Origin of the sequence: Shinella yambaruensis (assembly GCF_050859155.1) — a bacterium.
Taxonomy (GTDB): Bacteria; Pseudomonadota; Alphaproteobacteria; order Rhizobiales; family Rhizobiaceae; genus Shinella; species Shinella yambaruensis.
The window spans coordinates 1,003,016-1,025,596 of the sequence record NZ_CP150638.1 but is presented as its reverse complement, the minus strand read 5'-3'; the positions used below and the strand labels follow the sequence as shown (position 1 = coordinate 1,025,596).

Genomic DNA, 22,581 nt, shown 5'->3' with positions numbered 1-22,581 from the left:
TTGCCGCCCGTCATTCCTCCGGCGTGCTCTCTTCGAGCAGGACGGGCTTGCTCGCCCCATAATAAAGGTCGCTGTCAAGGTAACGCTGCAGGCCGAAGCGGACAAGCACGCCGACGGCGGCGGCCGCCGGCACGGCGATCATCAGCCCGACGAAGCCGAAGAGCGCGCCGAAGGCGACCAGCGCGAACATCAGCCAGACCGGATGCAGGCCGACGCGCGAGCCGACGAGCTTGGGCTGCAGGATATTGCCCTCGACGAACTGGCCGGCGAAGAAGATGACGGCGACAAGCACGACCATCCAGTAGTCCGGCCAGAACTGCACGACGGCGACGCCCACCGCCAGCACCAGGCCGACCAGCGAGCCGACATAGGGGATGAAGCTGATGAGACCGGCGAAGAGGCCGATCAGCAGGCCGAAATTGAGGCCGGCGAAGGAGAGTCCGACGCCGTAGAACAGGCCGAGGATGATGCAGATGGAGCCCTGCCCGCGCACGAAGCCGGCAATCGCCGCGTCCATTTCGGTCGCGATCTGGCGCACGTTGGCGACATGGTCGCGTGGCACCCAGCTGTCCACCTTGGCGATCATGCGGTCCCAGTCGAGCAGGAGATAGAAGGCGACGACCGGCGTGATGACGAGCAGCGAGACGATGTTGACCAGCGCCATGCCGGAGTTCCAGAGCTGCTTGAACACCGTGCCGAGGAAGCCCGCGCCTTCGGCGAGGATGGAGGAAAAGCTCTGCTTGATCGTGCCCATCTGGCTGCTGACCCAGGTGGGCAGCAGGTCGGGGTTGAAGCTCGCCACCAGCTCCTGCAACTGGGTGACGTAGCCCGGCAGCTTCTCCAGGAAATCCGCCGCCTGCGTGGCCAGCAGCGGGATGACGATCATCAGGGACAGCGCGAAGAGGATGATGAAGGCGATGAGGATGACCACCGTCGCCATCAGCCGGCTGAGGCCCCAGCGCTCCAGCCGGTCTGCGACCGGATCGAGGAAATAGGCGAGCGCCATGCCGGCGATGAAGGGCAGCAGGATATCGCTGAACACAAGGAGGAAGATGAGGAGGAAGCCGAGCGCGATGAGCCAGAAGACCACCTGCCGCTTCAGTCCCGCGCCGCTGATATGGGCTGCCATCGCGCTCTTTCCTTGTGTTTCGCCGTATCGCATGAGGAGATAGGATGCGGGGACGAGGAAGGTCAAGGCTCGGCGGGGCGGTGGGGGAATGCAGCGGTGTTTTCCTCGGTTTCCCCATAGTTTTGGTGAGTTTGTGGCTCACCCCCCTCTGCCCTGCCGGGCATCTCCCCCACAAGGAGGGAGATTGGATGGAGCATCGTTTCGCCCCTCATTAACGGTGCAGTTCGGGCAAGGTTCGCGCTTCCTTCCGATCTCCCTCCTTGTGGGGGAGATGCCCGGCAGGGCAGAGGGGGGTGTCCGCGGCAACCCGCTTTCATTCGCAAACCGGTGAAAAAATCCCCGCATTCCCGGCATTCCGCTTGCACTTCATCCCCCGCCATGCCAATCGGGCGCGACAAGCCCCAAGCAGGCCGCGAGAGGCCTCAAGCCGGAGACGAGAGCCATGAGCCAGTCGGGAAAGAACGGTCTGACCTATAGCGATGCGGGCGTCGACATCGACGCGGGCAACCTGATGGTCGAGAAGATCAAGCCGGCCGTGCGCTCGACGCGCCGCCCGGGCGCCGATGGCGAGATCGGCGGCTTCGGCGGCCTGTTCGACCTCAAGGCGGCGGGCTTCACCGATCCCGTCCTCGTCGCGGCCAATGACGGTGTCGGCACCAAGCTGAAGATCGCCATCGACGCGAACCGCCACGACACGGTCGGCATCGACCTCGTCGCCATGTGCGTCAACGACCTCGTGGTGCAGGGTGCCGAACCCCTCTTCTTTCTCGACTATTTCGCCACCGGCAAGCTCGATCCCGACCAGGGCGCGGCGATCGTCGAAGGCATTGCCGAAGGCTGCCGCCAGGCCGGCTGCGCGCTCATCGGCGGCGAGACGGCGGAAATGCCGGGCATGTATTCCGATGGCGACTACGACCTTGCCGGCTTTGCAGTCGGCGCCGCCGAGCGCGGCCAGCTGCTGCCGGCGGGCGACATCGCCGAGGGCGACGTCATCCTCGGCCTTGCCTCCTCGGGCGTCCATTCCAACGGCTATTCGCTGGTGCGCAAGATCGTGACGCTCTCGGGCCTCGCCTGGGATGCGCCCGCCCCGTTCGATGCCGAAAAGAGTCTCGGCGAGGCGCTGCTGATGCCGACGAAGATCTATGTGAAGCCGCTCCTGAAAGCGATCCGCGAGACCGGCTCCATCAAGGCGCTGGCGCATATCACCGGCGGCGGCTTCCCGGAAAACGTTCCGCGCGTGCTGCCGAAGCATCTCGCAGCCGAGATCGACCTTGCCGCCGTCAAGGCGCCGGCCGTCTTCTCCTGGCTCGCCGGGACGGGCGGCGTCGCCGCGACGGAAATGCTGCGCACCTTCAACTGCGGCGTCGGCATGATCGCCGTCGTTCCCGCCGACAAGGCCGACGAGGTCGCCGCTGTCCTCACACGCGAGGGCGAAACCGTCTTCCGCCTCGGCCGCATGGTCGCGCGCGAAGAGGGCGCTGCCGGCACGATCTACAAGGGCACGCTCGCCCTATGAGCGGATCGCGCAAGCGCGTCGTCGCCTTCATCTCCGGCGGCGGCTCCAACATGCTGGCCCTGGCGAAGGCCGCAGAGGACCCGGATTTCCCGGCGGAGATCGTCGCCGTCTTCTCCGACAAGGCGGAGGCCGGCGGGCTGGCCAGGGCGGAGGCGCTCGGCATTCCGGCCCGCGCCTTCCTGCGCAAGGATTTCGCCAGCAAGGAGGCCCATGAGGCGGCCATCATCGAGGCGCTCGACGCGCTCTCGCCCGACCTCATCTGCCTTGCCGGCTACATGCGCCTCATCTCGGGCGCCTTCGTCAGCCGCTATGAAGGCCGCATCCTCAACATCCACCCGTCCCTCCTGCCGCTCTTCCCCGGCCTCAACACGCACCAGCGCGCCCTCGACGCGGGCATGCGCATCGCCGGCTGCACGGTGCATTTCGTGACCGAGGGCATGGACGAAGGCCCGGCCATCGTGCAGGCCGCGGTTCCCGTCCTGCCGGACGATACGGCCGGGACGCTCGCCGCGCGCGTCCTGACGGTCGAGCATCTGAGCTATCCGCTGGCGCTGCGGCTCGTCGCGGAGGGCAAGGTGCGCATGCAGGGCGGCAAGGCCGTCGCCGCCGGCGACCTGCCGCGGCTCGACGGCGCACGGCTGATCTCGCCGGCGGCGGGCTAGGGCGCATACCCCACAAGGGGGGCTACTCATATGAAGTTCGACGATGCCGCACATCCCCTTCTCCCCCGCGGGGAGAAGGTGGCCCGAAGGGTCGGATGAGGGGGTGGCTCGGATCGAGCCTTTGCGCCTTCGCCATCCCCCTCATCCGCCTGCCGGCACCTTCTCCCCGCGGGGGAGAAGGAAAAGGAGGCAACGGGTTTCCTTCCATATGCGACAGTCCTGCCCTTGCAGGGAGATGCCCGGCAGGGCAGAGGGGGGTGTCCCGCCTCAGATCACCAGGATCGGCGCCTTGCCCTTCACGCGATCGTAGAGATCGATGACATCCTGGTTCAGCATGCGCACGCAGCCGGAGGAGACGGCCTTGCCGATGGACTTCCATTCCGGCGAGCCGTGCAGGCGGTAGAGCGTGTCCTCGCCGTTCTGGAAGATGTAGAGGGCGCGCGCGCCGAGCGGGTTGTTGAGGCCGCCGGGCATGCCGCCGTTGGCGGCGGAGTATTTGACGAGTTCGGGCTGGCGCGCGACCATCTCGTCCGGCGGCGTCCATTTCGGCCAGGCCTGCTTCCACTGGATGACGCCGCGGCCCGACCAGGAAAAACCCTGCCGGCCGATGCCGACGCCGTAGCGCATGGCGCGGCCGTTCGGCAGGATGAGGTAGAGGAAGCGGTTGCCCGTGTCGACGATGATCGTGCCGGGCCGCTCGCCGAACGGGCTTTCGACCTCCTGGCGATAGTAGCGCGCGTCGATCTGCTGGTAGGGCACCGCCGGCACCTGATAGCCGCCGTCGAAGACCGGACCGTAGATTGAGGCGTAGTAGGACGATTCCGGCAGGAGCCCGCTCGGCGGCCGGGCGCCGTCGATATATTCCGGCCGGCCCTCCAGCGCGGGATTGCGGAAATAGGGCCGGGTCTCGTAGCGGAACCTGTCCGTATTCATCGAGGAGGTGCAGCCGGCCAGGCCGCTTGCCATGGCAAGCCCGGTGAACTGCAGGAAGCGGCGGCGGGAGAGCGCGGTGTCGGTCATGGAGATCGTCAAAATCCGTTGTGCGGAACGTAGAATGGGGCGAGAGGCTGAATCACTAACTAACGAGCGGCAAATTAGGTCCATAACCCTGCCACAATTGTGGCAATTGCGGCTGGCCTCAGGCTTGCGCGCCCGCTTTTCGCCGCCCTGTCGCCGCCCGGCCACGGCGGGGCCGCTTTGTGAACGCTGTGTCAATCGCCGGGAGAATTGCCGTTTTCGCGCGCGCGGATTATCCCGGACGGTAACTTCAACCGAAACGAGGGGAACGCGATGCTCGTCGACGGCAAATGGACGGAAGACTGGCAGCCCGTCCAGGCGAAGGATGCCAAGGGCGGCTTCGTGCGGCAGGTTTCGAGCTTCCGCAACTGGGTGACGCCCGACGGCAGCGCCGGCCCGACGGGCGACGGCGGCTTTGCGGCCGAGACCGGGCGCTACCAGCTCTATGTCGCGCTGATCTGCCCCTGGGCCTCGCGCACGCTGATCGCCCGCAAGCTGAAGAAGCTCGACGGCGTGATCTCCGTCTCTGTCGTCGAGCCGGCGCTGACCGACCAGGGCTGGCGCTTCGGCGACTATCCGGGCGCAAACCGCGACGCGCTCAACGGCGCAACCTACATGCACGAGCTCTACACCCGCGCCGACCCCACCTTCACCGGCCGCGCCACCGTGCCGGTGCTCTGGGACAAGGCTTCGAAAACGATCGTCAACAACGAATCCGCCGACATCATACGCATGCTGAACAGCGGCTTCGGCGCGCTGGCGGATGAGAGCGTCGACCTCTACCCGCAGACCCTGCGCGGCGAGATCGACGCGCTCAACGAACGCATCTATCCCGCGCTCAACAACGGCGTCTACCGCGCCGGCTTCGCCACCACGCAGGTCGCCTACGAGGAGGCCTTCCACGGCGTCTTCGCCATGCTGGACGAGCTGGAGGCACGCCTTGCCGCCGGCGGACCATTCCTCACCGGCACGGCCTTCACGGAGGCCGACATCCGCCTCTTCGTCACCCTCGTCCGCTTCGATGCCGCCTATCACGGCCTCTTCAAGTGCAACCTGCGGCGGCTTGCCGACTATGCGGCGCTCTCGGCCTATGCGAAGCGCGTGCTAGACCTGCCGGGCGTGCGCGAGACGGTCAGCATCGACCATATCAAGCACGGCTACCATTCGATCAAGTCGCTGAACCCGAACGGCATCGTGCCGCTCGGACCGGATCTTTCGGCGCTGGGGCTTTGAGCGCCTATGCCGCATCCTGCTGTTTGATCGTCAGCGTGTATCCCATGGCGGAAAGAACCTTGAAAACGGTGGCGAATTCGGGATTTCCACTGTTGCCGAGCGCACGATAGATGCTCTTCGGATTGAGGTTCGCAGCCGCGGCGATTTCCGCCATGCCGCGTGCGCGCGCGACTGTTCCGATCGCATGGCGGATTTCCGCCATATCGCCCTCTTCGAGAACCGCCGCGATATAGGCCGCCTGGCGCTCCGGCGTATCCAGATGCGCCGCCGCGTCGAAGGTGGGCAGGTCAGCGATCTTCTTCTTGGCCATCTCATTCACTCCATTGCGCGGCGATCTCGATCGCCCGCTTGATATCGCGGCGTTGCGTCGATTTATCGCCGCCGCAAAGCAACAGGATCAGGACCGGACCGCGTTGAGCGAAATAGACGCGATAGCCCGGCCCATAATCGATCTTCAGTTCCGACACGCCCCGCCCGACATCCTTCACCTGGCCGGGATTGCCTTGCTGCAAACGCTCCACCCGGCGGACAATCCGGGCATGGGCGTTTGCGTCTCGCAGAGCGCCAAGCCACTTCGTAAATGCAGGCGCTTCCTTGATGATCATGGGCAGCAAAGTAGCCTATAGGCGACCAGAAGGCAATCGAACTTCCAGCCTCCCTTCCGGATACGGCTTCAAGCTTCCCGCGCCTCCACCATCGCCATCAGCGTCTCCAGCCGGTCGGCGTCGGCGGGCAGCTTGTCCTGGCGCAGGCGGGCGATGCGGGGGAAGCGCATGGCAACGCCGGATTTGTGGCGGGTGGAGCGGTTGATGCCCTCGAAGGCGACCTCCAGCACGAAGCCGTAGCCGGGCTCGGCCCTGACGGCGCGCACGGGGCCGAAACGGTCGGTCGTATTGTTGCGCACATAGCGGTCCAGCACTTCGAGCTCGGCGTCGGTGAAGCCGAAATAGGCCTTTCCGACCGGCACCAGCAGGGGACCGTCCGGGCCATCGGTCCACACGCCGAAGGTGAAGTCGGAATAGTAGCTCGAGCGCTTGCCGTGGCCGCGCTGGGCATACATCATGACGGCGTCGATGTTGAAGGGATCGCGCTTCCACTTGAACCACGGGCCCTTCATGCGGCCGGCCTGGTAGGGGCTGTCGAGCCGCTTGAGCATCACCCCCTCGATGACCGGATCGGGCGGATCGCGGCGGATCGTCTCCAGCTCGGCCCAGGAGCCGAAGGGCACCAGCGGCGACAGGTCGAAACGGTCGTGCGGCGCCTTCTCGATCATTTCGCCGAGGCGGGCGCGGCGGTCGGAAAAGCTTTGCGGGCGCACATCCGCCTCGCCTTCGAACAGCACGTCATAGGCGCGCACGAAGGCGGGATAGTCCTCCAGCATGCGCGCGGTGACGGTCTTGCGGTTGAGGCGCTGCTGGAGATCGGAGAAGGTGCGCGTCGGGCTGTTCATGCGCGCCGTGCCGCCGACGAGCAGCTCGCCGTCCACCACGCCCTCGAAATTGATCGCCTCCAGCACATCCGGGAAGGCGGCGGAGATGTCGTCGCCGGAGCGGGAATAGAGGCGGCGCGTGCTGCCTGCCGCGGAGAGTTGCACGCGAATGCCGTCCCATTTCCATTCGGCGGCGAAATCGGCCGGGTCGAGCGCGTCGAGATCCCCCTCGCCCACCGGATTGGCGAGCATGATGGAATGGAAGATGGCGGGGGTGGCGAGCACCGGGCGGTCCGCCCGGCCCTCCAGCCAGGCGAAGAGCGGTTCGTAGGGCGGCGACAGCCCGTGCCACAGCGTCTCGATCTCCACGACATCCCTGCCGGAGAAATCGGCCAGCGCCTGCTTGGCGAGGCGGGCGGAGACGCCGATGCGCAGGCCGCCGGTCGCAAGCTTGAGGAAGGCGAAGCGGGCGGAGGGATCGAGCCGGTCGAGGAGATCGCGCACCGCGCCGCGCACCTCCGTGCGGCCGAGCGCGTTCATGCGGGAAACGACGGCGCCGAGCCGGGGCTGCGCTTCATCCGGCACGCGCTCCTTGCGCTCCTCGTCCCAGACGAGCGCGATGGTTTCCGCAAGGTCGCCGACATAATCGTAGGAATAGCGGAACAGCACCTCGTCCATGCGCTCCAGCACGAGCTCGCGCAAGAGCGCCGGCTTGACGCTCTTCAAGTCCAGCGTGCCGGCAATGGCGGCAAGGCCGTAGCCGCGGTCGGGATCGGGCGTGTCGCGGAAATAATCGGCGAGCAGCGTCAGCTTGCCGTTGCGCGAGGGGGTGAGGACGAGGCGGTCGAGGAGCGTGGCGAAGGCTCTCATGGGGAGTGCCTTCCGGCTGGGTGCGATGGGTTTGTGGTCGGGGCGTGCATTGTGGCACCCCCCTCTGCCCTGCCGGGCATCTCCCCCTCAAGGGGGGAGATTGGATGGAGCAACGTTTTGCCCATCGCTGGCGCTGCTGATCGAGCAAGGCTCCTGCTTCTTGCCGATCTCCCCCCTTGAGGGGGAGATGCCCGGCAGGGCAGAGGGGGGTGTTGCGGCCCCGAAGACGGAACCGGCGAAGGACAAGCGGGCTGCATCCTCAATCCCCCTCATCCTCATAGCCGACGAGATGCAGCGGCCTGGCCGGGATGCCTGCGAGTTCGCACCAGCGCACCAGCGCCTCCTCGCGGCCATGCGTCACCCAGACCTCGCGCGGCGCGAGTTCGCGGATCGTCCCGGTCAGTTCCGGCCAGTCGCAATGGTCGGAGATGACGAGCGGCAGCTCGACGCCGCCCTGCTTGGCACGCTGGCGCACCATCATCCAGCCGGAGGCGAAGGCGACGAGCGGCTCGTTGAAGCGGCGCGCCCATCGGTCGGCGAAGGCCGAGGGCGGGCCGACGACGACGGCGCCGCGGAAATCGGCGGGGCTGCTTCTCTCCGTCGTGGCGGGGCGCAGGTCGCCGAGCGCAATGCCGCGGCTGACATAATAATCGCAGAGACGGGCGAGCGAGCCGTGGATGTAGATCGGCGCGTCATAGCCGCAATCGCGCAAGAGGCGGATGACGCGCTGCGCCTTGCCGAGCGAATAGGCGCCGAGAAGATGGCTGCGCTCGGGGAACTGGCGGAGCGAGGTCAGCAGCTTGCCCATCTCGCCCTTCGGCTCGGGATGATGGAAGACCGGCAGGCCGAAGGTCGCCTCGGTGATGAAGACGTCGCAGGGCACCGGCTCGTAGGGCGTTGCGGTCGGGTCCGCGCCGCGCTTGTAATCGCCGGAGGCGACGATGGTGAGGCCCCCGCGCTCCACCGCGATCTGCGCCGAACCGAGCACATGGCCAGCGGGATGGAAGGAGACGGTGACGCCGGAAAGATCGATGCGCTCGCCGAAGGCGGCCGCCTGCATGGCGCCGCAGAAATCCGCGCCGTAGCGGATACCCATGATGTCGAGCGTCTCGCGCGTCGCCAGCACCGCGCCGTGCCCGGCCCTGGCATGGTCGGAATGGCCGTGGGTGATCAGCGCCCTTGCCACGGGGCGGACGGGATCGATGTAGAAATCGCCGGCAGGGCAATAAAGGCCGGCGGGCGCCGGATGGAGGAGCTGGTCTGGCTTCATGCGGGGGAAGATAGAGGGTTTTGTGCGCGGTGCCAGTGGCAGCCGTCGGCGGCGTGCCGTGCGGGTGGATCCTCGGGTCGAGCCCGAGGATGACGCAAGAAGGGGAGTGAAGGCGAACCGACGCGACGGCTCCCCTGCCGCACCGGTCAATGCGCTTGGAAGCCCCTCCTCCCCACCGTCATCCTCGGGCTCGACCCGAGGATCCACCCGCACGGCATACTTCAAACGGGGGCTGCCGCGCCGGGCGTCCGCTCAGGCGATCGCCAGCATGCCGGCGCGCAGCGCGGCCATGTCGACGGCGGCGAGCTGGCGGTCGATCTTCTCGTGCGTCTCCTTCCAGACCGGGAAGGCCTGCGTCAGCAGGCGGCGCCCCTCGCCCGTCAGGCGCAGGAGCCGGCCGCGCCGGTCGCGCGGATCGGCCTCGACGGCGACGAGGCCGCGGCGCTCCAGCGGCTTCAGCGCGGCCGTCAGCGTCGTGCGGTCCATGGCGAGCACGGCGGCGACCGGGCCCATCGGCGGCGGCTCCGGGCGGTTCAGCGCCATCAGCAGCGAGAACTGGCCGTTGGTGAGCCCGCAGGGACGCAGGGCATCGTCGAAACGCCGGGCCAGTGCCCGCGCCGCGCGCTGCGCATGCAGGCACAGGCAGGTATCGCGCACGAAGAGGGTCGTCTCGTAGGAAATCAAGGGTTCGTCGGCCATGCCCCTACTGTTGATATCAACATAGTGTTGTCAAGAGCGGAAGGACCCGAACCACAGGGATTATTAGAGATTGGGAATGCAGAGGATCGCCTGGAGGGCGCGGGCGTCGATGGGGCGGGAGAGGTAGTAGCCCTGGATCTCGTCGCAGCCGGCCTCGCGCAGGAAGTCGACCTGCTCGCGCGTCTCCACGCCCTCGGCGATCACCCGCAACTGCAGCGTATGGGCCAGCGAGATGACGGCGCGGGCGATGGCCGCGTCGTCGCCGTCGTCCGGCAGGTCCTGCACGAAGGACCGGTCGATCTTGAGGCGGCCGACGGGGAAACGCTTCAGCGAGGCAAGGCTGGAATAGCCGGTGCCGAAATCGTCGATGGCAAGGTGCACGCCGAGCTTTTCCAGCCGGTGCATGGTCTCCACCGCCTGCTGCACGTCCTGCATGATCAGGCTTTCGGTCAATTCCAGTTCCAGATAGCGCGCCTCCAGCCCGCTTTCGGCAAGGGCGGCGGCGACGCGCTCGACCCAGTCCTTCTCCTGGAACTGGCGGGCCGAGACATTGACGCTGACGACGATGGGCGGCAGGCCGCTCTCCTGCCAGGCCTTGTTCTGCCGGCAGGCGGCGCGCAGCGTCCAGTCGCCGATCGGGCCGATCAGGCCGGTCTCCTCGGCAAGCGGGATGAAATCGCCCGGGCCGATCAGCCCGCGCCCGGGATGGCGCCAGCGGATCAGCGCCTCGACAGCGAAGATGCGCCCGGTCGCAAGGTCCATCTGCGGCTGGTACTGCAGGAAAAGCTCGCCGTGGGCGAGCGCGCGGCGCAGCTCCTCCTGGCGCTCCAGCTTCTCATGCGCGCGGTTGGCCAGCTCGGCAGTGAAGACCTGCATGGCATCGCGGCCGATCTCCTTGGCCCGGTACATGGCGGCGTCCGCACGGGCCAGCAGCTCGGTCGCGTTGCGGCCGTGCTCGGGATAGGCGGCGACGCCCATGCTGCAGGTGACCTGGAAGGAGCGGCCCTCGATGAGCACCGGCTCGGCGATCGCCTCGCGCACCGCGCGCAGCCGGTCCTCCACGCTCTCGCCCTTGCGCATCGCGCCGTTGATGAGCACGACGAACTCGTCGCCGCCGAGGCGCACGATGCTGTCGCTCGCCCGCACGCAGCGCAGCATCCGCGCCGCGACGATCTTCAGCAGCTCGTCTCCGGCATGGTGGCCGAGGCTGTCGTTGACCAGCTTGAAATGATCGAGATCGAGGAAGGCGAGCGTCATGCCGCCGCCGCATTCGTCGGCCGCCTCGATGGCGGAGGCCACGCGCTCGTCGAGCATGCTGCGGTTCGGCAGGCCCGTCAGCGTGTCGTGATGGGCCATGAACTGGATGCTGTCCTCCGCCTCCTTGCGCTCGATGGCGATGCCGGCAATGTGCGTCGCCATGCCGACCAGCTTCAGGCATTCGGCCGTCGGCTCACCGGGGCTGCGCGAATAGAGCGCGAAGGAGCCGAGCACCTTGCCCTGGTAGGAATGGATCGGCGAGGACCAGCAGGCGCGGAAGCCGTAGGGCGCGACGAGCGCCTTGGCGTCCTCCCAGAGCGGATCGGTCTGGATGTCGGAGACGATGACGGGCTCGCCGCGCCACATCGCGGTGCCGCAGGAACCGACCTTCGGGCCGATCTCGATCCCCTCGATCAACTGGCTGTAGGCGGGGTCGAGATTGGGCGCGGCACCGTTGAGGATGTGCTTGCCATCGGCCGCGAGCATCAGGATCGAGCCGGTGACTTCCGGCACATGCGCCTCGATCAGCAGGATGAGGGAGGAGAAGACGTCGACCAGCGGCGCGCCGAGCGCGATCATCTTCAACAGATGCGCCTGGCCGACATGCAGGCTCTCGGAGCGCTTGCGCTCGGTGATGTCGCGCGAGACGCCGACGAGGCCGATCACGTCGCCCTCGGGGCTGCGCACCGGCAGCTTCGAGGTGAGCAGCCATTTGAGCCTGCCCGCGGAATCGCGGATCAGCTCCTCCATGTCGAGCATGGGGCGGCCGGTGCGGATGATCTCCTGCTCGGTCTCGAAGAAGCCGCGGGCGACATGTTCGGGGTGGATGTCGAAATCGGAGAGGCCTTCCAGGCTTTCCAGCCCCTCCCGGCGGTTGTCGTCGACGATCGCCCGGTTGGCGACGACGAAGCGGCTGTTCCTGTCCTTGAAGAAGAGGTAGTCCGGCACCTCGTCGATCATCGCTTCGAGCCAGATCGTGCGCTCGCCCTGCGCGGAGGCGAGCGGAAAGAGCCGCGTCGCCTCGCAGATCAGGCGCTGGCCGGCGGACATCAATCGTGCCGTTGCATCGACCTCTTCGTTGTCAAGGTGAGACAGTTTCGTCGACATGAACCCCTGCAATTCCCAAGCGCAAGGAAGGGCGCTGTCAGCCGCCTCCCTTTCGGAATGCCCGATGGTACACCTAGAGTCGTTATCCAACCCTAAAGGAAACCGGCGAAATGCTGTCGATCCGGGCCTTACCGCCCCTCTGCGGCAACCTTGGCGCGCAGCATCCGGCTGTACCGTTCCGGCACAAAACCATCTGGCACGCTTCCTGCTCCCTGACGGGCAAGGAGCTTTCATGGTTAGCAGACGGTTATTTCTCTCGGGCCTCGGCCTTGGCGCGGCGGGCATCGTCCCCCCGGCACTCGCCCGCACGCAGCGGCTGCCGGTCGTCGATGTCGATCTCCGCGGCAGCATCGACGCCTCGGCGCACGGCATCCGCCCCGGCGCGGACGACCGCAAGAGCAAGGCCTTCGCCAAGCTGCTGAAGGAGGCGGCGGCGAAGAACATGCCCGTCTTCCTGCCGCCGGGCGACTATGCCGTCTCCAACATCACGCTGCCCGACAATACGCGCCTCACCGGCGTGCCGGGCGCCACCCGTATCGTCTATGGCGGCGACGGCCACCTCTTGGCCGCCGACGGCGCGGGCCGGATCGAGCTTGCCAACCTCGTCATCGACGGGGCGAACCGCTGGCTCGGCGATACGGTCGACGGCCTCGTGCATTTCAGCAATGTCGCCAATGTGACGATCGAGAACTGCGAGATCCAGGGCTCCTCCAAGACGGCGGTCAGCCTGCAGCGCTGCGGCGGGCGCATCGAGCGCAGCCGGCTTTCGGGCGCTGCGGAATACGCGCTCTATGCCGTGGAGAGCCGCGACCTGTCGGTCACCGGCAACCACGTCTTCGACTGCGGCAATGGCGGCATCCTGATCCACCGCTGGGAGAAGGGCCACGACGGCACGATCGTCTCGGGCAACCGCATCGCCCGCATTTCCGCCACCAGCGGCGGCACCGGCCAGTACGGCAACGGCATCAACGTCTTCCGTGCCGACGCGGTGATGATCGGCAACAACCATGTTTCCGGCTGCGCCTTTTCCGCCATCCGCGCCAATGCCGGCTCGAACGTGCAGATATCCGGCAATACCTGCCTCGACAGCGGCGAGGCGGCGATCTATTCCGAATTCGGCTTCGAGGGCGCGCTCGTCAACGGCAACCTCGTCGACGGCGCCGCCAGCGGCATCCTCATCGTCAATTTCGACGAGGGCGGGCGGCTTGCGACCGTCACCGGCAACGTGGTGCGCAACCTCCGGCTCGAAGGCCCCTATATCCACGACGGCGCGGGCTTCGGCATCGGCATCGCGGTGGAGGCCGATACGGTCGTCTCGGGCAATACCGTGGAGAACGCCCCGAAATGGGGGCTGATGCTCGGCTGGGGACCCTATATGCGCGGCCTCGTCGTCAACGGCAACCTGGTGCGCCGCAGCCCGGTCGGCTGCGCCGCGACCGTCGTGGAGGAGGCAGGCTCGGCCCTCATCTCCGGCAACATCTTCGAGGACACCCCGAACGGCGCGATTGCCGGCTACCGCTGGAACGAGCGCACCACCGGGGACCTCTCAAGGGATGGCTCGACCTTCGCGCACCTGACGATCGAACGGAACCGGACGGGCTGAGCCCGTCCCGAAACGCGTCTCTTCTTCCTGCCCGAACGGAGAGGCGCCATGGTGGATGAGGGGGCAGCGCCGCATCGCCCCCTCATCCGCTGATCCCGGGCCTCAGCCGCCGTGGCCGCCGTGGCCGGCAGCAGCGCCGTTGCCCTGCCCGGCGCCGGGCCTGGCGGCCCCGATCGTGAAATCCACGTCGATCGCGCCGGCCTTCTCGAAGGTCAGCGTCGCCTTGAATTTCTCCCCTTCCTTGAAGGGGTGCTTGATGCGCATGAACATGACATGCAGCCCGCCGGACTTCAGCTCGACCGTGGCGCCGGCCGGGATCTCGATGCCGTCCGGCAGCTGGCGCATCTTCATCACGTCGTTCTCGACGGCCATTTCGTGCAGCTGCACGTCGTCGGACACGTCCGGCGCGGTGATGGAGACGAGGCGGTCGGCCTCGGTGCCCTTGTTGGTGATGGTCATGAAGCCGCCGCCGACCGGCTGGCCGGGCAGCGTCGCCCGGGAGGCCGGGTGGTCGATCTCCAGGCTGCCGAGGGTGAAGTCGTGGGCGAAGGCGGCCGAGGCCGAGAGTGCCAGGGCGACGAAGGAGGCGAGAATGCGTTTCATGGAAAAAATCCTTTCTGGCTTTGCGTTCAGGAAAAGAGGCGCCGCAGCGGCGGCACGAGGCGAATGACGAACTGGTCGAGGAGGATCATGGCGAGGATGGTGAGGCCCGTCAGCGGGAAGAGCACGCCGAAGACGGCGGCGATCGCCCACAGGCCGAGATAGATGCGCCTCTCGCGCGGGCCGGGCGGCACGCCGATGCGGCCCCTCGGCCGGCGCTTCCACCACATGACGACGGCCGACAGGCTCATCGCGATGACGACGAGGCAGGTCGCAAGCATCAGGAGCTGGTTGAAGAGGCCCCATTCCTGCCCCTTGTGCACGTTGATGCCCCATTCGATCAGCTTGCCCGTCGCCGGATAGTCGGCATAGGCGGTGTCGACGAGGCGCTCGCCGGTATACTGGTCGATATGCAGCGTGCGCTCGTATTGCAGGTCGGCCGGATAGATCGCCGCCGTGTAGACGCCGGTCTCGCCTGCGGGCGGCGAAAGGTCGTAGCCGGGCAGCATGCCGGCGGCATTGGCGATCGTCACGGCATTGTCGAGGCCGATGGGCGGCAGCGCCACCTGCCCCTCGCCCGGCGGCGTCGAGGCCGGCACCGGCGCGTTCTCCATCAGCCAGGCGGTCTTCGGCAGGACATCGCTGGTGACAAGCATGGAATGCGGCACCCGGTCCCACAGCTCGGCCGGATAGCCCATGCCGTTCGCCGTGAGATAGCCGTTGACCTTGCTGCCCCAGAAGCCGGTCCATAACAGGCCGCTGAAGGCGAGGAACAGGATGAGCACGCTGGCGAAGATGCCGGTGACGGCATGAAGGTCGCGCCAGAAGACGCGCCTTGCCGGCGTGCCCCGCACGCTGACGACGCCGCCCGTCTGGCTGCGCGGCCACCAGAGATAGATGCCGGTGAGCACGAGCACGACGGCAAAGCCGGCGACGACCTCTATGATGCGCTCCCAGGCGGTGCCGAAATAATCGAGGCTGTGCAGGTCCTCCACGACCTGGTTGAACTCCTCCTTTGCGCCGACCGTGTCCAGGACGGCGCCGTTATAGGGATCGACGAAGACCAGCACCTTGCCGGCCCCGGTAGAGACCGTCACGCGGGCGGAGCGGTCCGCGCCGGCGGGCGTGCGGTAGGAGGAGAGCGTTCCGCCCGGCACGGCGGCGACGGCCTTCTCCACGATGGCCGAGGGCGGCAGTTCGGCGCCGCCGACCGTGACATAGTTGCGGTAGCGGAAGAGGCTGGCGTCGATCTCGTCGTTGAACAGATAGAGCCCGCCGGTGACGGCAAGGCTGATCATGAAGGGCACGGCGAGCAGGCCGGCGAAGAAGTGCCATCGCCAGATGGCGCGGTAGAGGCGCTGCGCGAGCGCGGAGGACTGGGCGGCGGCAACGGCCGGCGCATCGGAAATCACGGACATGCAAGGGTCCTGTCAGGCTGGATTTTCGGCACACGGCGGCGAACCGGCGTGCGGGCGCAACAATCAGGCGGACAGGAAGGGAGGCGCGCGGGGCGGCGCGCCGGGACGCTCGCGCCGCGGGCGCAACGCCTCCTCGACGAGGGGGAGCGCGGCAAGGCGGCGGAAGGCGAGCACGGCGCCGTCGAGATCGGCCGGCGCCGGCATCAGCATGGCGCCGCCGATGCGGCAGGCCTCGCACTTCACCGGCCCCACATGCTTGGCCTTGCCGCCCACCATGTCGTTGAGGCAGATGTCCGGCAGGGTGCCGTCGGGAAGCACGTATTGCGTGAGCTCCAGCGCCGTCGGCGCGGTGGCCGAGGCCGGCTGGTGGGCGAAACCGACGAACAGCAGGGCGACCGCGCAGAGAATGCGCAGGCAGGCGGCCCAGCGTGTCATGCGTCCTGTCATCGGTCGTCCTCATCCGCGATCGGCGGACCCTTCGCCCTTAGCCCCATGCCGGCGGCAGGTCAATGCGACAAGCAGGCCCGGGGCCATCACGACAATTCATGGATCGATCAGGCCGGCGCCCTACCGCTTTGCCGACCCGCCGCCTATGGTGCCGCCAAGGCCCCGGCAGTCTCGCCCTCTTCTAGCCGAGGGATTGCCGCGGCTCTTTGTTCTGACGCAAGCCCGCGCCCGGCCGGGCACTCCAGGGAGGATCCATGCTCACCATCTACGGCGTCTACCGCTCGCGCGCCTCGCGCAACTACTGGCTTGCCGGCGAACTCGGCCTGCCTTTCGCCAGCGTGCCGGTCATCCAGGCCCGCCGCCTCGACGATCCGCTGGCGGCCGATGCGCCGCTCAACACCCGCTCGCCGGATTTCCTCGCCGTCAACCCGACCGGCCTGATCCCCTGCATCGACGACGGCGGCTTCGTGATGACGGAATCGCTGGCGATCAACCTCTACCTCGCGCGCAAGCACGGCGGCCCGCTTGCCGGCCGGACGGTGACGGAAGAGGCGGAAATGCTGCAATGGACGATGTGGGCGGCGACGGAGGTGGAGCCGCATGCGGTGAAGATCATCCTGGCGCTCGACACCAGGGTCGCCGAGAGCGAACAGGGCCGCCTCGCCATCCGGGGCGCCGCCAAGGCGCTGAAGACGAGCTTCCAGCGGCTCGACGCCCATCTTGCCGCCACCGGCCATGTCGTCGGCGACCGCTTCACCGTCGCCGACCTCAACCTCGCGGAGGTCTTCCGCTATGCCATGAGCGAGCCGCAGCTCTTCGACGCGGCGCCGAACGTCAAAGCCTGGCTTGCGGCCTGCCAGGCGCGCCCGGCCTTCAAGGCGATGATGGCGGCACGGCTTTGCGAGCCGGAATGACCGCGCCGGCAAAGCCGTCCTCGTCCTCGGCCAGCGCCGCGCGCAGCCAGCGCTTGAACAGCGAGACCTTGCGCGGCTCCGGCACGCCCGGGGCCGTCACGAAGTAATAGCCCATGCCGGTCTCGACCCGGATGGGGAACGGCGCGACGAGCCGCCCCTCCTTCAGCGCCCAGGAGGCGAGCACCGGATAGGCGAGCAGCACCCCCTGCCCCGCCAGCGCCGCGTCGAGGCAGAGCGAGGCGTCGGAAAAGACATGCCGCGCCTTGGGCGGCGGCACGGCGAAACCGGCGAGCGCCAGCCAGCGCTCCCAGGTGAAGGCGTCGTTGCCGTCGACCACGGCCGGCTGCTCGGACAGGTCCCGCGGCGTCCTTATCCCCGCCGCCAGCGCCGGCGCGCAGACCGGGAAGACGACCTGCGGCACCAGGAATTCCGTCGCCACATCCGGCCAGGTGCCGGGGCCGACGCGGATGCAGAGATCGACATCGGAACGCGCCAGATCGACCAGCGTCGTCGTCGCCTCGATGCGCAGGCTGATATCGGGATGGGCGGCGGCGAAGCGGTCGATGCGGTGGATGAGCCAGCGCGAGGCGAAGATCGGCGCGACGGAAATCGTCAGGATCGCATCGTCGCGGCGCTGCGTGGCGGCGACCGCCTCGGAAAGCTGGCCGAAGCCGGCCGAAAGCCGCGCCAGGAACGGGGCGCCGAAGGCCGTCCGCTGCAGGCCCCGCGCGGTACGCTCGAAGATCGCCCGGCCGAGCTGCCCCTCCGCCTTGATGACCTGCTGGCTCACCGCGCCGACCGTCACGCCGAGTTCCTCCGCAGCCGCCTGCAGCGAGCCGAGCCGGCCCACCGCCTCCAGCGCGCGCAGGCCGTTGAGATGCACGCGATTGAGATTTCTCATATAGCTTTTCTATACCGATATCCTGAACTACTCGATTGCCGAAACGGCCCCGTGGCGCGATTATCAGCCATAACCTATGGTAACGAACCGCAAGGAGAAGGCAATGTTCAAGATTTTCTCCAGGGTGTCCGAGGCGCTGCGCGCCGAGGCCGACGCTGCGGAGACCCCCGTCTGGCTGCGCGATCCGCTGGCCCATCCCGAGATCGAGACGATGGATTCGCGCGCGCTCGGCGACCTGCCCTTCGGACTCTTCCGCACCCCGGCGCTCCGGGCCGAGAGCGGCCGCCGGCCGCTCTGATCCTCCCCCTCGCCGTCCTTCCCGGTCCGGGCTATCCTGGCCGGGGAGGATGGCGCGCATGGCTAACGACGAAACCGAAACGCTCCTGGCGCGGCTCCAGCGCCTTGCCGCGGGCCTGCCGGGCGTCGAGACCGGCACATCCTACGGCACGCCCGCGCTCAAGGTGGCGGGCAAGCTCTTCCTGCGCATCAAGGATGCCGGGACGCTGGTGCTGATGGCGCCGATGGACGAGAAGGAGCGCCTGATCGAGATGGCGCCCGAGATCTACCACGAGACGGACCATTACAAGGGCTGGCCCGCCCTCCTCCTGCGCGCCGCCGTGATCGACGATGGGGAACTGCAGCAGCGGATGGCCGAGGCCTGGCGCCGCAAGGCGCCCGCGCGGCTGCGCAAGCTGGTTGCGGATGGTCCCACGGAATAAGCGCCAAGGTGCGTGGTCGCATCGATTGACGAAAAGCCCCTCCTCCCGCTGCCGCGACCGTCTCCCCGCAGGTGAGGAAAAGGGATTACCGCACCGCTTTCCCGAAACGGTGCCCATTGCCCAGAAATTTCCGCCCGTTCCTTCTCCCCGCCTGCGGGGAGACGGTGCCGGCAGGCTGATGAGGGGCAGGCACGCCAGCCTGCGTGCAGCCCCTCGCCCGCCGTCAGCCGCCCGACTGGTCCATGTGCATGAACTCCCAGACATTGCCGTTCGGATCCTGGAAGGAGCAGCCGTACATCGGGCCGAACTCCATGTTCGGCTTCCATTCGCGCCCGCCGGCGGCGAGCGCCTTCGCCTTGATGTCGTCGACCTCCTGGCGGCTCGCGGCGGAGAGGCAGGTCAGCACCTGCGTGGCGGATTCCGGATCGCCGACCTTGCCCGTGACGAACTGGGCGAACTTCGCCTCCGTCAGGTGCATGACGAAGATGTTGTCGTCCACCACCATGCAGGCGGCGGTCTCGTCGCTGTAGGCCTCGTTGAAGGCAAAGCCGAGCGCGCCGAAGAAGCGGCGGGTCGCGGGCAAGTCCTTGACGGGCAGGTTGACGAAGATCATGCGCATGGAAGTCCTCCTTGATCTGGCATGGTGCGGGCGCCGCCGGCGGCGGATCGCCCGTCATGCCACAGGACGGATCACCTCGCCCCTTCCCGACACGGGCCTGCAAATTTATGCAGCCGCCGCGCAGCCCGGCACATCCTCCAGCCGGTGCCAGACCGGAAGGCCGCGTTCGCGGGCGATGCGCACGTCATTGTCCGCTCCCCTTGACTCCCCCGGCAGGCGCAGCACGCCCTCGCAGAGCTCCAGCAGGCGGTGCGCCGTCGGGTAGAAGATCTCCTCGTGCAGCGCGTCGCCCACCGTCCCGCCCCCGGCGGCGCGCCAGACGGGCAGCGCCACCCACTCGCCGATCATCGGCACATGACCGGCCTTGAACAGCGCATAGGACGGCGCCTCCAGCCGCTTCAGGTTCTCCGCCATCTTCACGGGATCGTCTCCGGTGCCCGAACGATAGGGGCCGGCAATCAGGATCAGCATGTCTACTCCTTACGATTGATGCATGAAATATCCGGAATTTTCTGGATATTTCATGAATATTCGTGTAATTTCATGCAGAGTCAAGACGGAGTGCAAATGCATGCTGACCAGCCAGAGAAAAGCCCTGATCGCCCGGCGCCTCGGCCGCGACGGCGAGATCGTCGCAAAGGCGCTGGCAGCGGAGCTCGATCTGTCGGAGGACACGATCCGGCGGGACCTGCGGGAAATGGCGGCCGACGGCCTGCTCAAGCGCGTGCATGGCGGCGCGCTGCCGCTCTCCCCGCCGCTGCCGGATTTTTCGGCGCGCCAGGCGGTCGCGACGGACGAGAAGACCGCGCTCGGCGCCCGGGCGGCGGCGATGGTCGAGCCCGGTCAGGTGGTCTTCCTCGATGGCGGCACGACGACGGCGGCGCTTGCGCGCCTGCTGCCGCGCACCTTCGCCTTCACGGTGGTGACGCACAGCCCGACCATCGCCTGCGAGCTCGAACGCCACCCGACCGCCGAGGTCGTGCTGGTCGGCGGCAGGCTCTACAAACATTCCATGGTGTCGACGGGCGCCCTCGCGCTGGAGACCATACGCGGCCTGAAGGCGGATCTCTATTTCATGGGCGTGACGGCCGCGCATCCGACGCACGGCCTGACCACCGGCGACATGGAGGAAGCCGCCACCAAGCGCACCATCGCCGAAAACGCCGCCGCGACCTGGGTCCCGCTGACGCGGGAAAAGCTCGGCCGCGCCTCGCCCTGGAAGATCCTGCCGCTCGCCGCCGCCACCGGCCTCCTCCTGCCGCCCGGCCTCCCGCCGGACACGCTCGCGCCCTACCGGGAGCTGGACGTGGAGATCGTCGAGGGCTGATCAGGCCGCGAAGGCATCCGTGACGCGGACGTCGCCGACGTGGATGCCGTTCCAGTTGGACATGGAGCGGTTGGCCTCGGCCATCAGGGCGGCGTGGAGGTCGGGTTCGTCGGCGAAGAAGCGGGCGAGCGTGGCGGCGACCATGCTCTCGGCCGCACGGGTCGTGCCGTCCTCGCATTTGAGGGCGATGGCGATGCCCTTTTCCGGGATGGCGGCGCAGAAGACGCCCTCGGCGCCGGTCTTGGCGAAGATTCGGCCGGGGGCCGTCTGCATCAGACGCGTACAGGCGCGCCTGGTGCCTGCGACGTAGAAGGGCTCGGCCATGCAGGCATCGATCAGGCGGCGGGCGGCCTTCGCGCGCCCGGGCGCAAGGCCGGTGCCGGTCGCCATCCTGGCGAAGCCGTGCGCGAGGCTCTTCAGCGGCACGGCATAGGTGGGGATCGAGCAGCCGTCGACGCCGCAATTGTCGGTGGCGAGCGCGGCGCCCGTCAGGCTTTCCATGACGCCGCGGATCTCCGCCTGGACGGGGTGCTCGTAGCGCACGTAGCCCTTGAGGTCCTTGCCGGTGTGGCAGGCGGCGCAGACGAAGCCGGCATGCTTGCCCGAGCAGTTGTTGTGCAGCGCCGTCGGCCGCTCGAGGCCGCGCGCCTGGCTGACAAGCACCGGCTGCTCGAAGGACCAGTGTGCGCCGCATTCCAGCACGCCCTCGTCGACGCCGGCGGCGGCCAGCATGGCGCCGGCAAGGCTTGCATGTTCCGGCTCGCCGCTGTGCGAGGAACAGGCGAGCGCCAGCTCCCTGTTGCCGAAGCCATAGGCATCCGCCGCGCCGCTTTCGACGAGCGGCAGGCCCTGCATGGCCTTGCAGGCCGAACGCGGGAAGATGCCGGCCTCGATATCCCCTTGCGAAAACACCACCTTGCCATCGCCGTCGACCGCGACGACCATGCCGCGATGGCGGCTTTCGACGAGATTGCCGCGGGTGACCTCGACAAGGACGGGGTTTGCCATGTTCATGCCCTCAAATTTCCGGTTTCGGATGCGGTATTATCCGAAAACCAGGGCCCGCACACGCGATTTCGGAGGCGCCGCGCATGAAACTGTTGAGGAACGTCCTCGCCCTCTTCCTCGTCATCTACCTCATGCCGGCGCTCGCTTCGGCGGGCTACTGGTACATCAAGGAGCGGCCGCAGAGCTGGCGGGAGGCGAACTGGAAGTCCGCCGGCATCCTGCCGAAGGCGGAAGACACGCCGCAGGCGACGATCCACGTCTTCTCCGCCGCCACCGGCGGCCTGAAGGGCGCGGTCTCGAGCCATGCCTGGATCGTCACCAAGGCGGCGAACGGGAGCTACAACCGCTACGACAAGGTCGGCTGGGGCACGCCGGTGCGCAGGAACGGCTATGCGCCGGATGCCTTCTGGTATTCCAACACGCCGCGCGTGGTGGTCAGCGTCAGCGGCGAGGAGGCAGCGCGGCTGATCCCCAGGATCGAGGCGGCGATCGCCGCCTACCCCTATTCCAAGCCGGGCGGCTACCGCATGTGGCCGGGGCCGAATTCCAACACCTTCGTCGCCCATGTGCTGCGCTCCGTGCCGGAACTCGGCGTGGTGCTGCCGCCGGATGCGGTGGGGCGAGACTACCTGCCGGAGGGCAGGATCTTCGCGGTCGATCCTGATGGCAGGGACGTGCATGCGACGCTCTACGGCCTCCTCGGCATCTCCGCCGGGCTGCGCTCCGGGATCGAGCTGCACATCATGGGCCTCGTCGCCGGCGTGGACCTCTATCGGCCGGCGATCAAGATCCCGGCGATCGGGCGCATCGGCATCTAGCGGCCTTTTCCGGCGGAC

General features: G+C 67.7%; 24 protein-coding genes and 1 pseudogene. 9 read left to right on the top strand and 16 right to left on the bottom strand.

Annotated elements, in window-relative coordinates:
• Positions 1 to 10: 10 nt before the first annotated feature.
• Positions 11 to 1,129: an AI-2E family transporter gene (locus tag WMC41_RS05020; RefSeq protein WP_245082280.1), complete on the bottom strand. Its 1,119-nt coding sequence runs from the start codon at positions 1,127 to 1,129 to the stop codon at positions 11 to 13.
• A 442-nt stretch (positions 1,130 to 1,571) separates the two neighbouring features.
• Between WMC41_RS05020 and purM the strand changes: the two genes are divergently transcribed.
• Together purM and purN are read left to right on the top strand one after the other, a co-directional pair.
• Positions 1,572 to 2,645 carry a phosphoribosylformylglycinamidine cyclo-ligase gene (gene purM, locus WMC41_RS05015; protein WP_432347205.1) on the top strand — a complete coding sequence of 358 codons (1,074 nt, stop codon included), beginning with the start codon at positions 1,572 to 1,574 and terminating at the stop codon, positions 2,643 to 2,645.
• Positions 2,642 to 3,307, top strand: coding sequence for a phosphoribosylglycinamide formyltransferase (gene purN, locus WMC41_RS05010; RefSeq protein WP_432347204.1), 666 nt, complete (start codon positions 2,642 to 2,644; stop codon positions 3,305 to 3,307). Before purM ends, purN begins: the two co-directional genes overlap by 4 nt.
• A 267-nt stretch (positions 3,308 to 3,574) precedes the next feature.
• Here purN and WMC41_RS05005 read toward each other — a convergent pair whose 3' ends face one another.
• Positions 3,575 to 4,327: a L,D-transpeptidase gene (locus tag WMC41_RS05005; RefSeq protein WP_272804819.1), complete on the bottom strand. Its 753-nt coding sequence runs from the start codon at positions 4,325 to 4,327 to the stop codon at positions 3,575 to 3,577.
• Positions 4,328 to 4,597: 270 nt separating this feature from the next.
• On the opposite strand from WMC41_RS05005, the gene WMC41_RS05000 reads away from it, so the two are divergent.
• Positions 4,598 to 5,557: a glutathione S-transferase family protein gene (locus tag WMC41_RS05000; protein WP_432347203.1), complete on the top strand. Its 960-nt coding sequence runs from the start codon at positions 4,598 to 4,600 to the stop codon at positions 5,555 to 5,557.
• Between the two features lie 4 nt (positions 5,558 to 5,561).
• Here WMC41_RS05000 and WMC41_RS04995 read toward each other — a convergent pair whose 3' ends face one another.
• The 7 genes and pseudogenes from WMC41_RS04995 to WMC41_RS04965 form a co-directional block, all read right to left on the bottom strand.
• Positions 5,562 to 5,867, bottom strand: a complete 306-nt coding sequence (locus WMC41_RS04995; RefSeq protein WP_272804817.1) for an addiction module antidote protein — start codon at positions 5,865 to 5,867, stop codon at positions 5,562 to 5,564.
• 1 nt (position 5,868) lies between these two features.
• Positions 5,869 to 6,162, bottom strand: coding sequence for a type II toxin-antitoxin system RelE/ParE family toxin (locus WMC41_RS04990; protein WP_272804816.1), 294 nt, complete (start codon positions 6,160 to 6,162; stop codon positions 5,869 to 5,871).
• Between the two features lie 68 nt (positions 6,163 to 6,230).
• Positions 6,231 to 7,856, bottom strand: a complete 1,626-nt coding sequence (locus WMC41_RS04985; protein WP_432347202.1) for a cisplatin damage response ATP-dependent DNA ligase — start codon at positions 7,854 to 7,856, stop codon at positions 6,231 to 6,233.
• A 56-nt stretch (positions 7,857 to 7,912) separates the two neighbouring features.
• A pseudogene (locus tag WMC41_RS04980) lies at positions 7,913 to 8,084 on the bottom strand (bifunctional diaminohydroxyphosphoribosylaminopyrimidine deaminase/5-amino-6-(5-phosphoribosylamino)uracil reductase RibD); the annotation flags it as partial.
• Between the two features lie 31 nt (positions 8,085 to 8,115).
• Positions 8,116 to 9,126: a ligase-associated DNA damage response exonuclease gene (locus WMC41_RS04975; protein WP_245082296.1), complete on the bottom strand. Its 1,011-nt coding sequence runs from the start codon at positions 9,124 to 9,126 to the stop codon at positions 8,116 to 8,118.
• A 252-nt stretch (positions 9,127 to 9,378) separates the two neighbouring features.
• Complete coding sequence (locus WMC41_RS04970; RefSeq protein WP_432347201.1) at positions 9,379 to 9,825, bottom strand: MarR family winged helix-turn-helix transcriptional regulator; 447 nt, start codon at positions 9,823 to 9,825, stop codon at positions 9,379 to 9,381.
• A 63-nt stretch (positions 9,826 to 9,888) separates the two neighbouring features.
• The gene (locus WMC41_RS04965) at positions 9,889 to 12,189 is read right to left on the bottom strand and encodes a putative bifunctional diguanylate cyclase/phosphodiesterase (RefSeq protein WP_432347200.1); all 2,301 of its coding nucleotides are present in this window, start codon (positions 12,187 to 12,189) and stop codon (positions 9,889 to 9,891) included.
• Between the two features lie 232 nt (positions 12,190 to 12,421).
• Between WMC41_RS04965 and WMC41_RS04960 the strand changes: the two genes are divergently transcribed.
• A complete protein-coding gene (locus WMC41_RS04960) occupies positions 12,422 to 13,792 on the top strand; it encodes a TIGR03808 family TAT-translocated repetitive protein (RefSeq protein ID WP_432347199.1) in 1,371 nt (456 codons plus the stop codon).
• A 102-nt stretch (positions 13,793 to 13,894) separates the two neighbouring features.
• On the opposite strand, the gene WMC41_RS04955 is transcribed toward WMC41_RS04960, so the two are convergent.
• From WMC41_RS04955 to WMC41_RS04945, 3 genes are all read right to left on the bottom strand, one after another.
• Entirely contained in the window at positions 13,895 to 14,395 is a 501-nt protein-coding gene (locus WMC41_RS04955; protein ID WP_245082308.1) for a copper chaperone PCu(A)C, read from the bottom strand.
• Between the two features lie 26 nt (positions 14,396 to 14,421).
• A complete protein-coding gene (locus tag WMC41_RS04950) occupies positions 14,422 to 15,801 on the bottom strand; it encodes a PepSY-associated TM helix domain-containing protein (protein ID WP_432348263.1) in 1,380 nt (459 codons plus the stop codon).
• A 72-nt stretch (positions 15,802 to 15,873) separates the two neighbouring features.
• Positions 15,874 to 16,257 (bottom strand): hypothetical protein, encoded by a 384-nt coding sequence (locus tag WMC41_RS04945; protein WP_432347198.1) that lies wholly within the window; start codon positions 16,255 to 16,257, stop codon positions 15,874 to 15,876.
• Between the two features lie 254 nt (positions 16,258 to 16,511).
• Between WMC41_RS04945 and WMC41_RS04940 the strand changes: the two genes are divergently transcribed.
• Positions 16,512 to 17,171, top strand: a complete 660-nt coding sequence (locus WMC41_RS04940) for a glutathione S-transferase family protein (protein WP_432347197.1) — start codon at positions 16,512 to 16,514, stop codon at positions 17,169 to 17,171.
• Here WMC41_RS04940 and WMC41_RS04935 read toward each other — a convergent pair.
• Entirely contained in the window at positions 17,131 to 18,072 is a 942-nt protein-coding gene (locus WMC41_RS04935) for a LysR substrate-binding domain-containing protein (protein WP_245082321.1), read from the bottom strand. The genes WMC41_RS04940 and WMC41_RS04935 overlap by 41 nt on opposite strands.
• Before the next feature lie 103 nt (positions 18,073 to 18,175).
• Here WMC41_RS04935 and WMC41_RS04930 point away from each other — a divergent pair, with 103 nt between their 5' ends.
• Together WMC41_RS04930 and WMC41_RS04925 are read left to right on the top strand one after the other, a co-directional pair.
• On the top strand, positions 18,176 to 18,370 hold the full coding sequence (locus WMC41_RS04930) for a hypothetical protein (protein WP_272804805.1): 195 nt from the start codon (positions 18,176 to 18,178) through the stop codon (positions 18,368 to 18,370).
• 58 nt (positions 18,371 to 18,428) lie between these two features.
• Entirely contained in the window at positions 18,429 to 18,791 is a 363-nt protein-coding gene (locus WMC41_RS04925) for an MmcQ/YjbR family DNA-binding protein (RefSeq protein ID WP_432347196.1), read from the top strand.
• A gap of 223 nt (positions 18,792 to 19,014) precedes the next feature.
• On the opposite strand, the gene WMC41_RS04920 is transcribed toward WMC41_RS04925, so the two are convergent.
• On the bottom strand, positions 19,015 to 19,410 hold the full coding sequence (locus WMC41_RS04920) for a VOC family protein (protein WP_245082327.1): 396 nt from the start codon (positions 19,408 to 19,410) through the stop codon (positions 19,015 to 19,017).
• 105 nt (positions 19,411 to 19,515) lie between these two features.
• The gene (locus tag WMC41_RS04915; RefSeq protein ID WP_245082328.1) at positions 19,516 to 19,881 is read right to left on the bottom strand and encodes a DUF4406 domain-containing protein; all 366 of its coding nucleotides are present in this window, start codon (positions 19,879 to 19,881) and stop codon (positions 19,516 to 19,518) included.
• 100 nt (positions 19,882 to 19,981) lie between these two features.
• On the opposite strand from WMC41_RS04915, the gene WMC41_RS04910 reads away from it, so the two are divergent.
• Positions 19,982 to 20,737: a DeoR/GlpR family DNA-binding transcription regulator gene (locus WMC41_RS04910; RefSeq protein WP_432347195.1), complete on the top strand. Its 756-nt coding sequence runs from the start codon at positions 19,982 to 19,984 to the stop codon at positions 20,735 to 20,737.
• Here WMC41_RS04910 and WMC41_RS04905 read toward each other — a convergent pair whose 3' ends face one another.
• A complete protein-coding gene (locus WMC41_RS04905; protein ID WP_245082333.1) occupies positions 20,738 to 21,745 on the bottom strand; it encodes an asparaginase in 1,008 nt (335 codons plus the stop codon).
• 83 nt (positions 21,746 to 21,828) lie between these two features.
• Between WMC41_RS04905 and WMC41_RS04900 the strand changes: the two genes are divergently transcribed.
• On the top strand, positions 21,829 to 22,563 hold the full coding sequence (locus WMC41_RS04900) for a DUF3750 domain-containing protein (RefSeq protein WP_432347194.1): 735 nt from the start codon (positions 21,829 to 21,831) through the stop codon (positions 22,561 to 22,563).
• Positions 22,564 to 22,581: the final 18 nt, after the last annotated feature.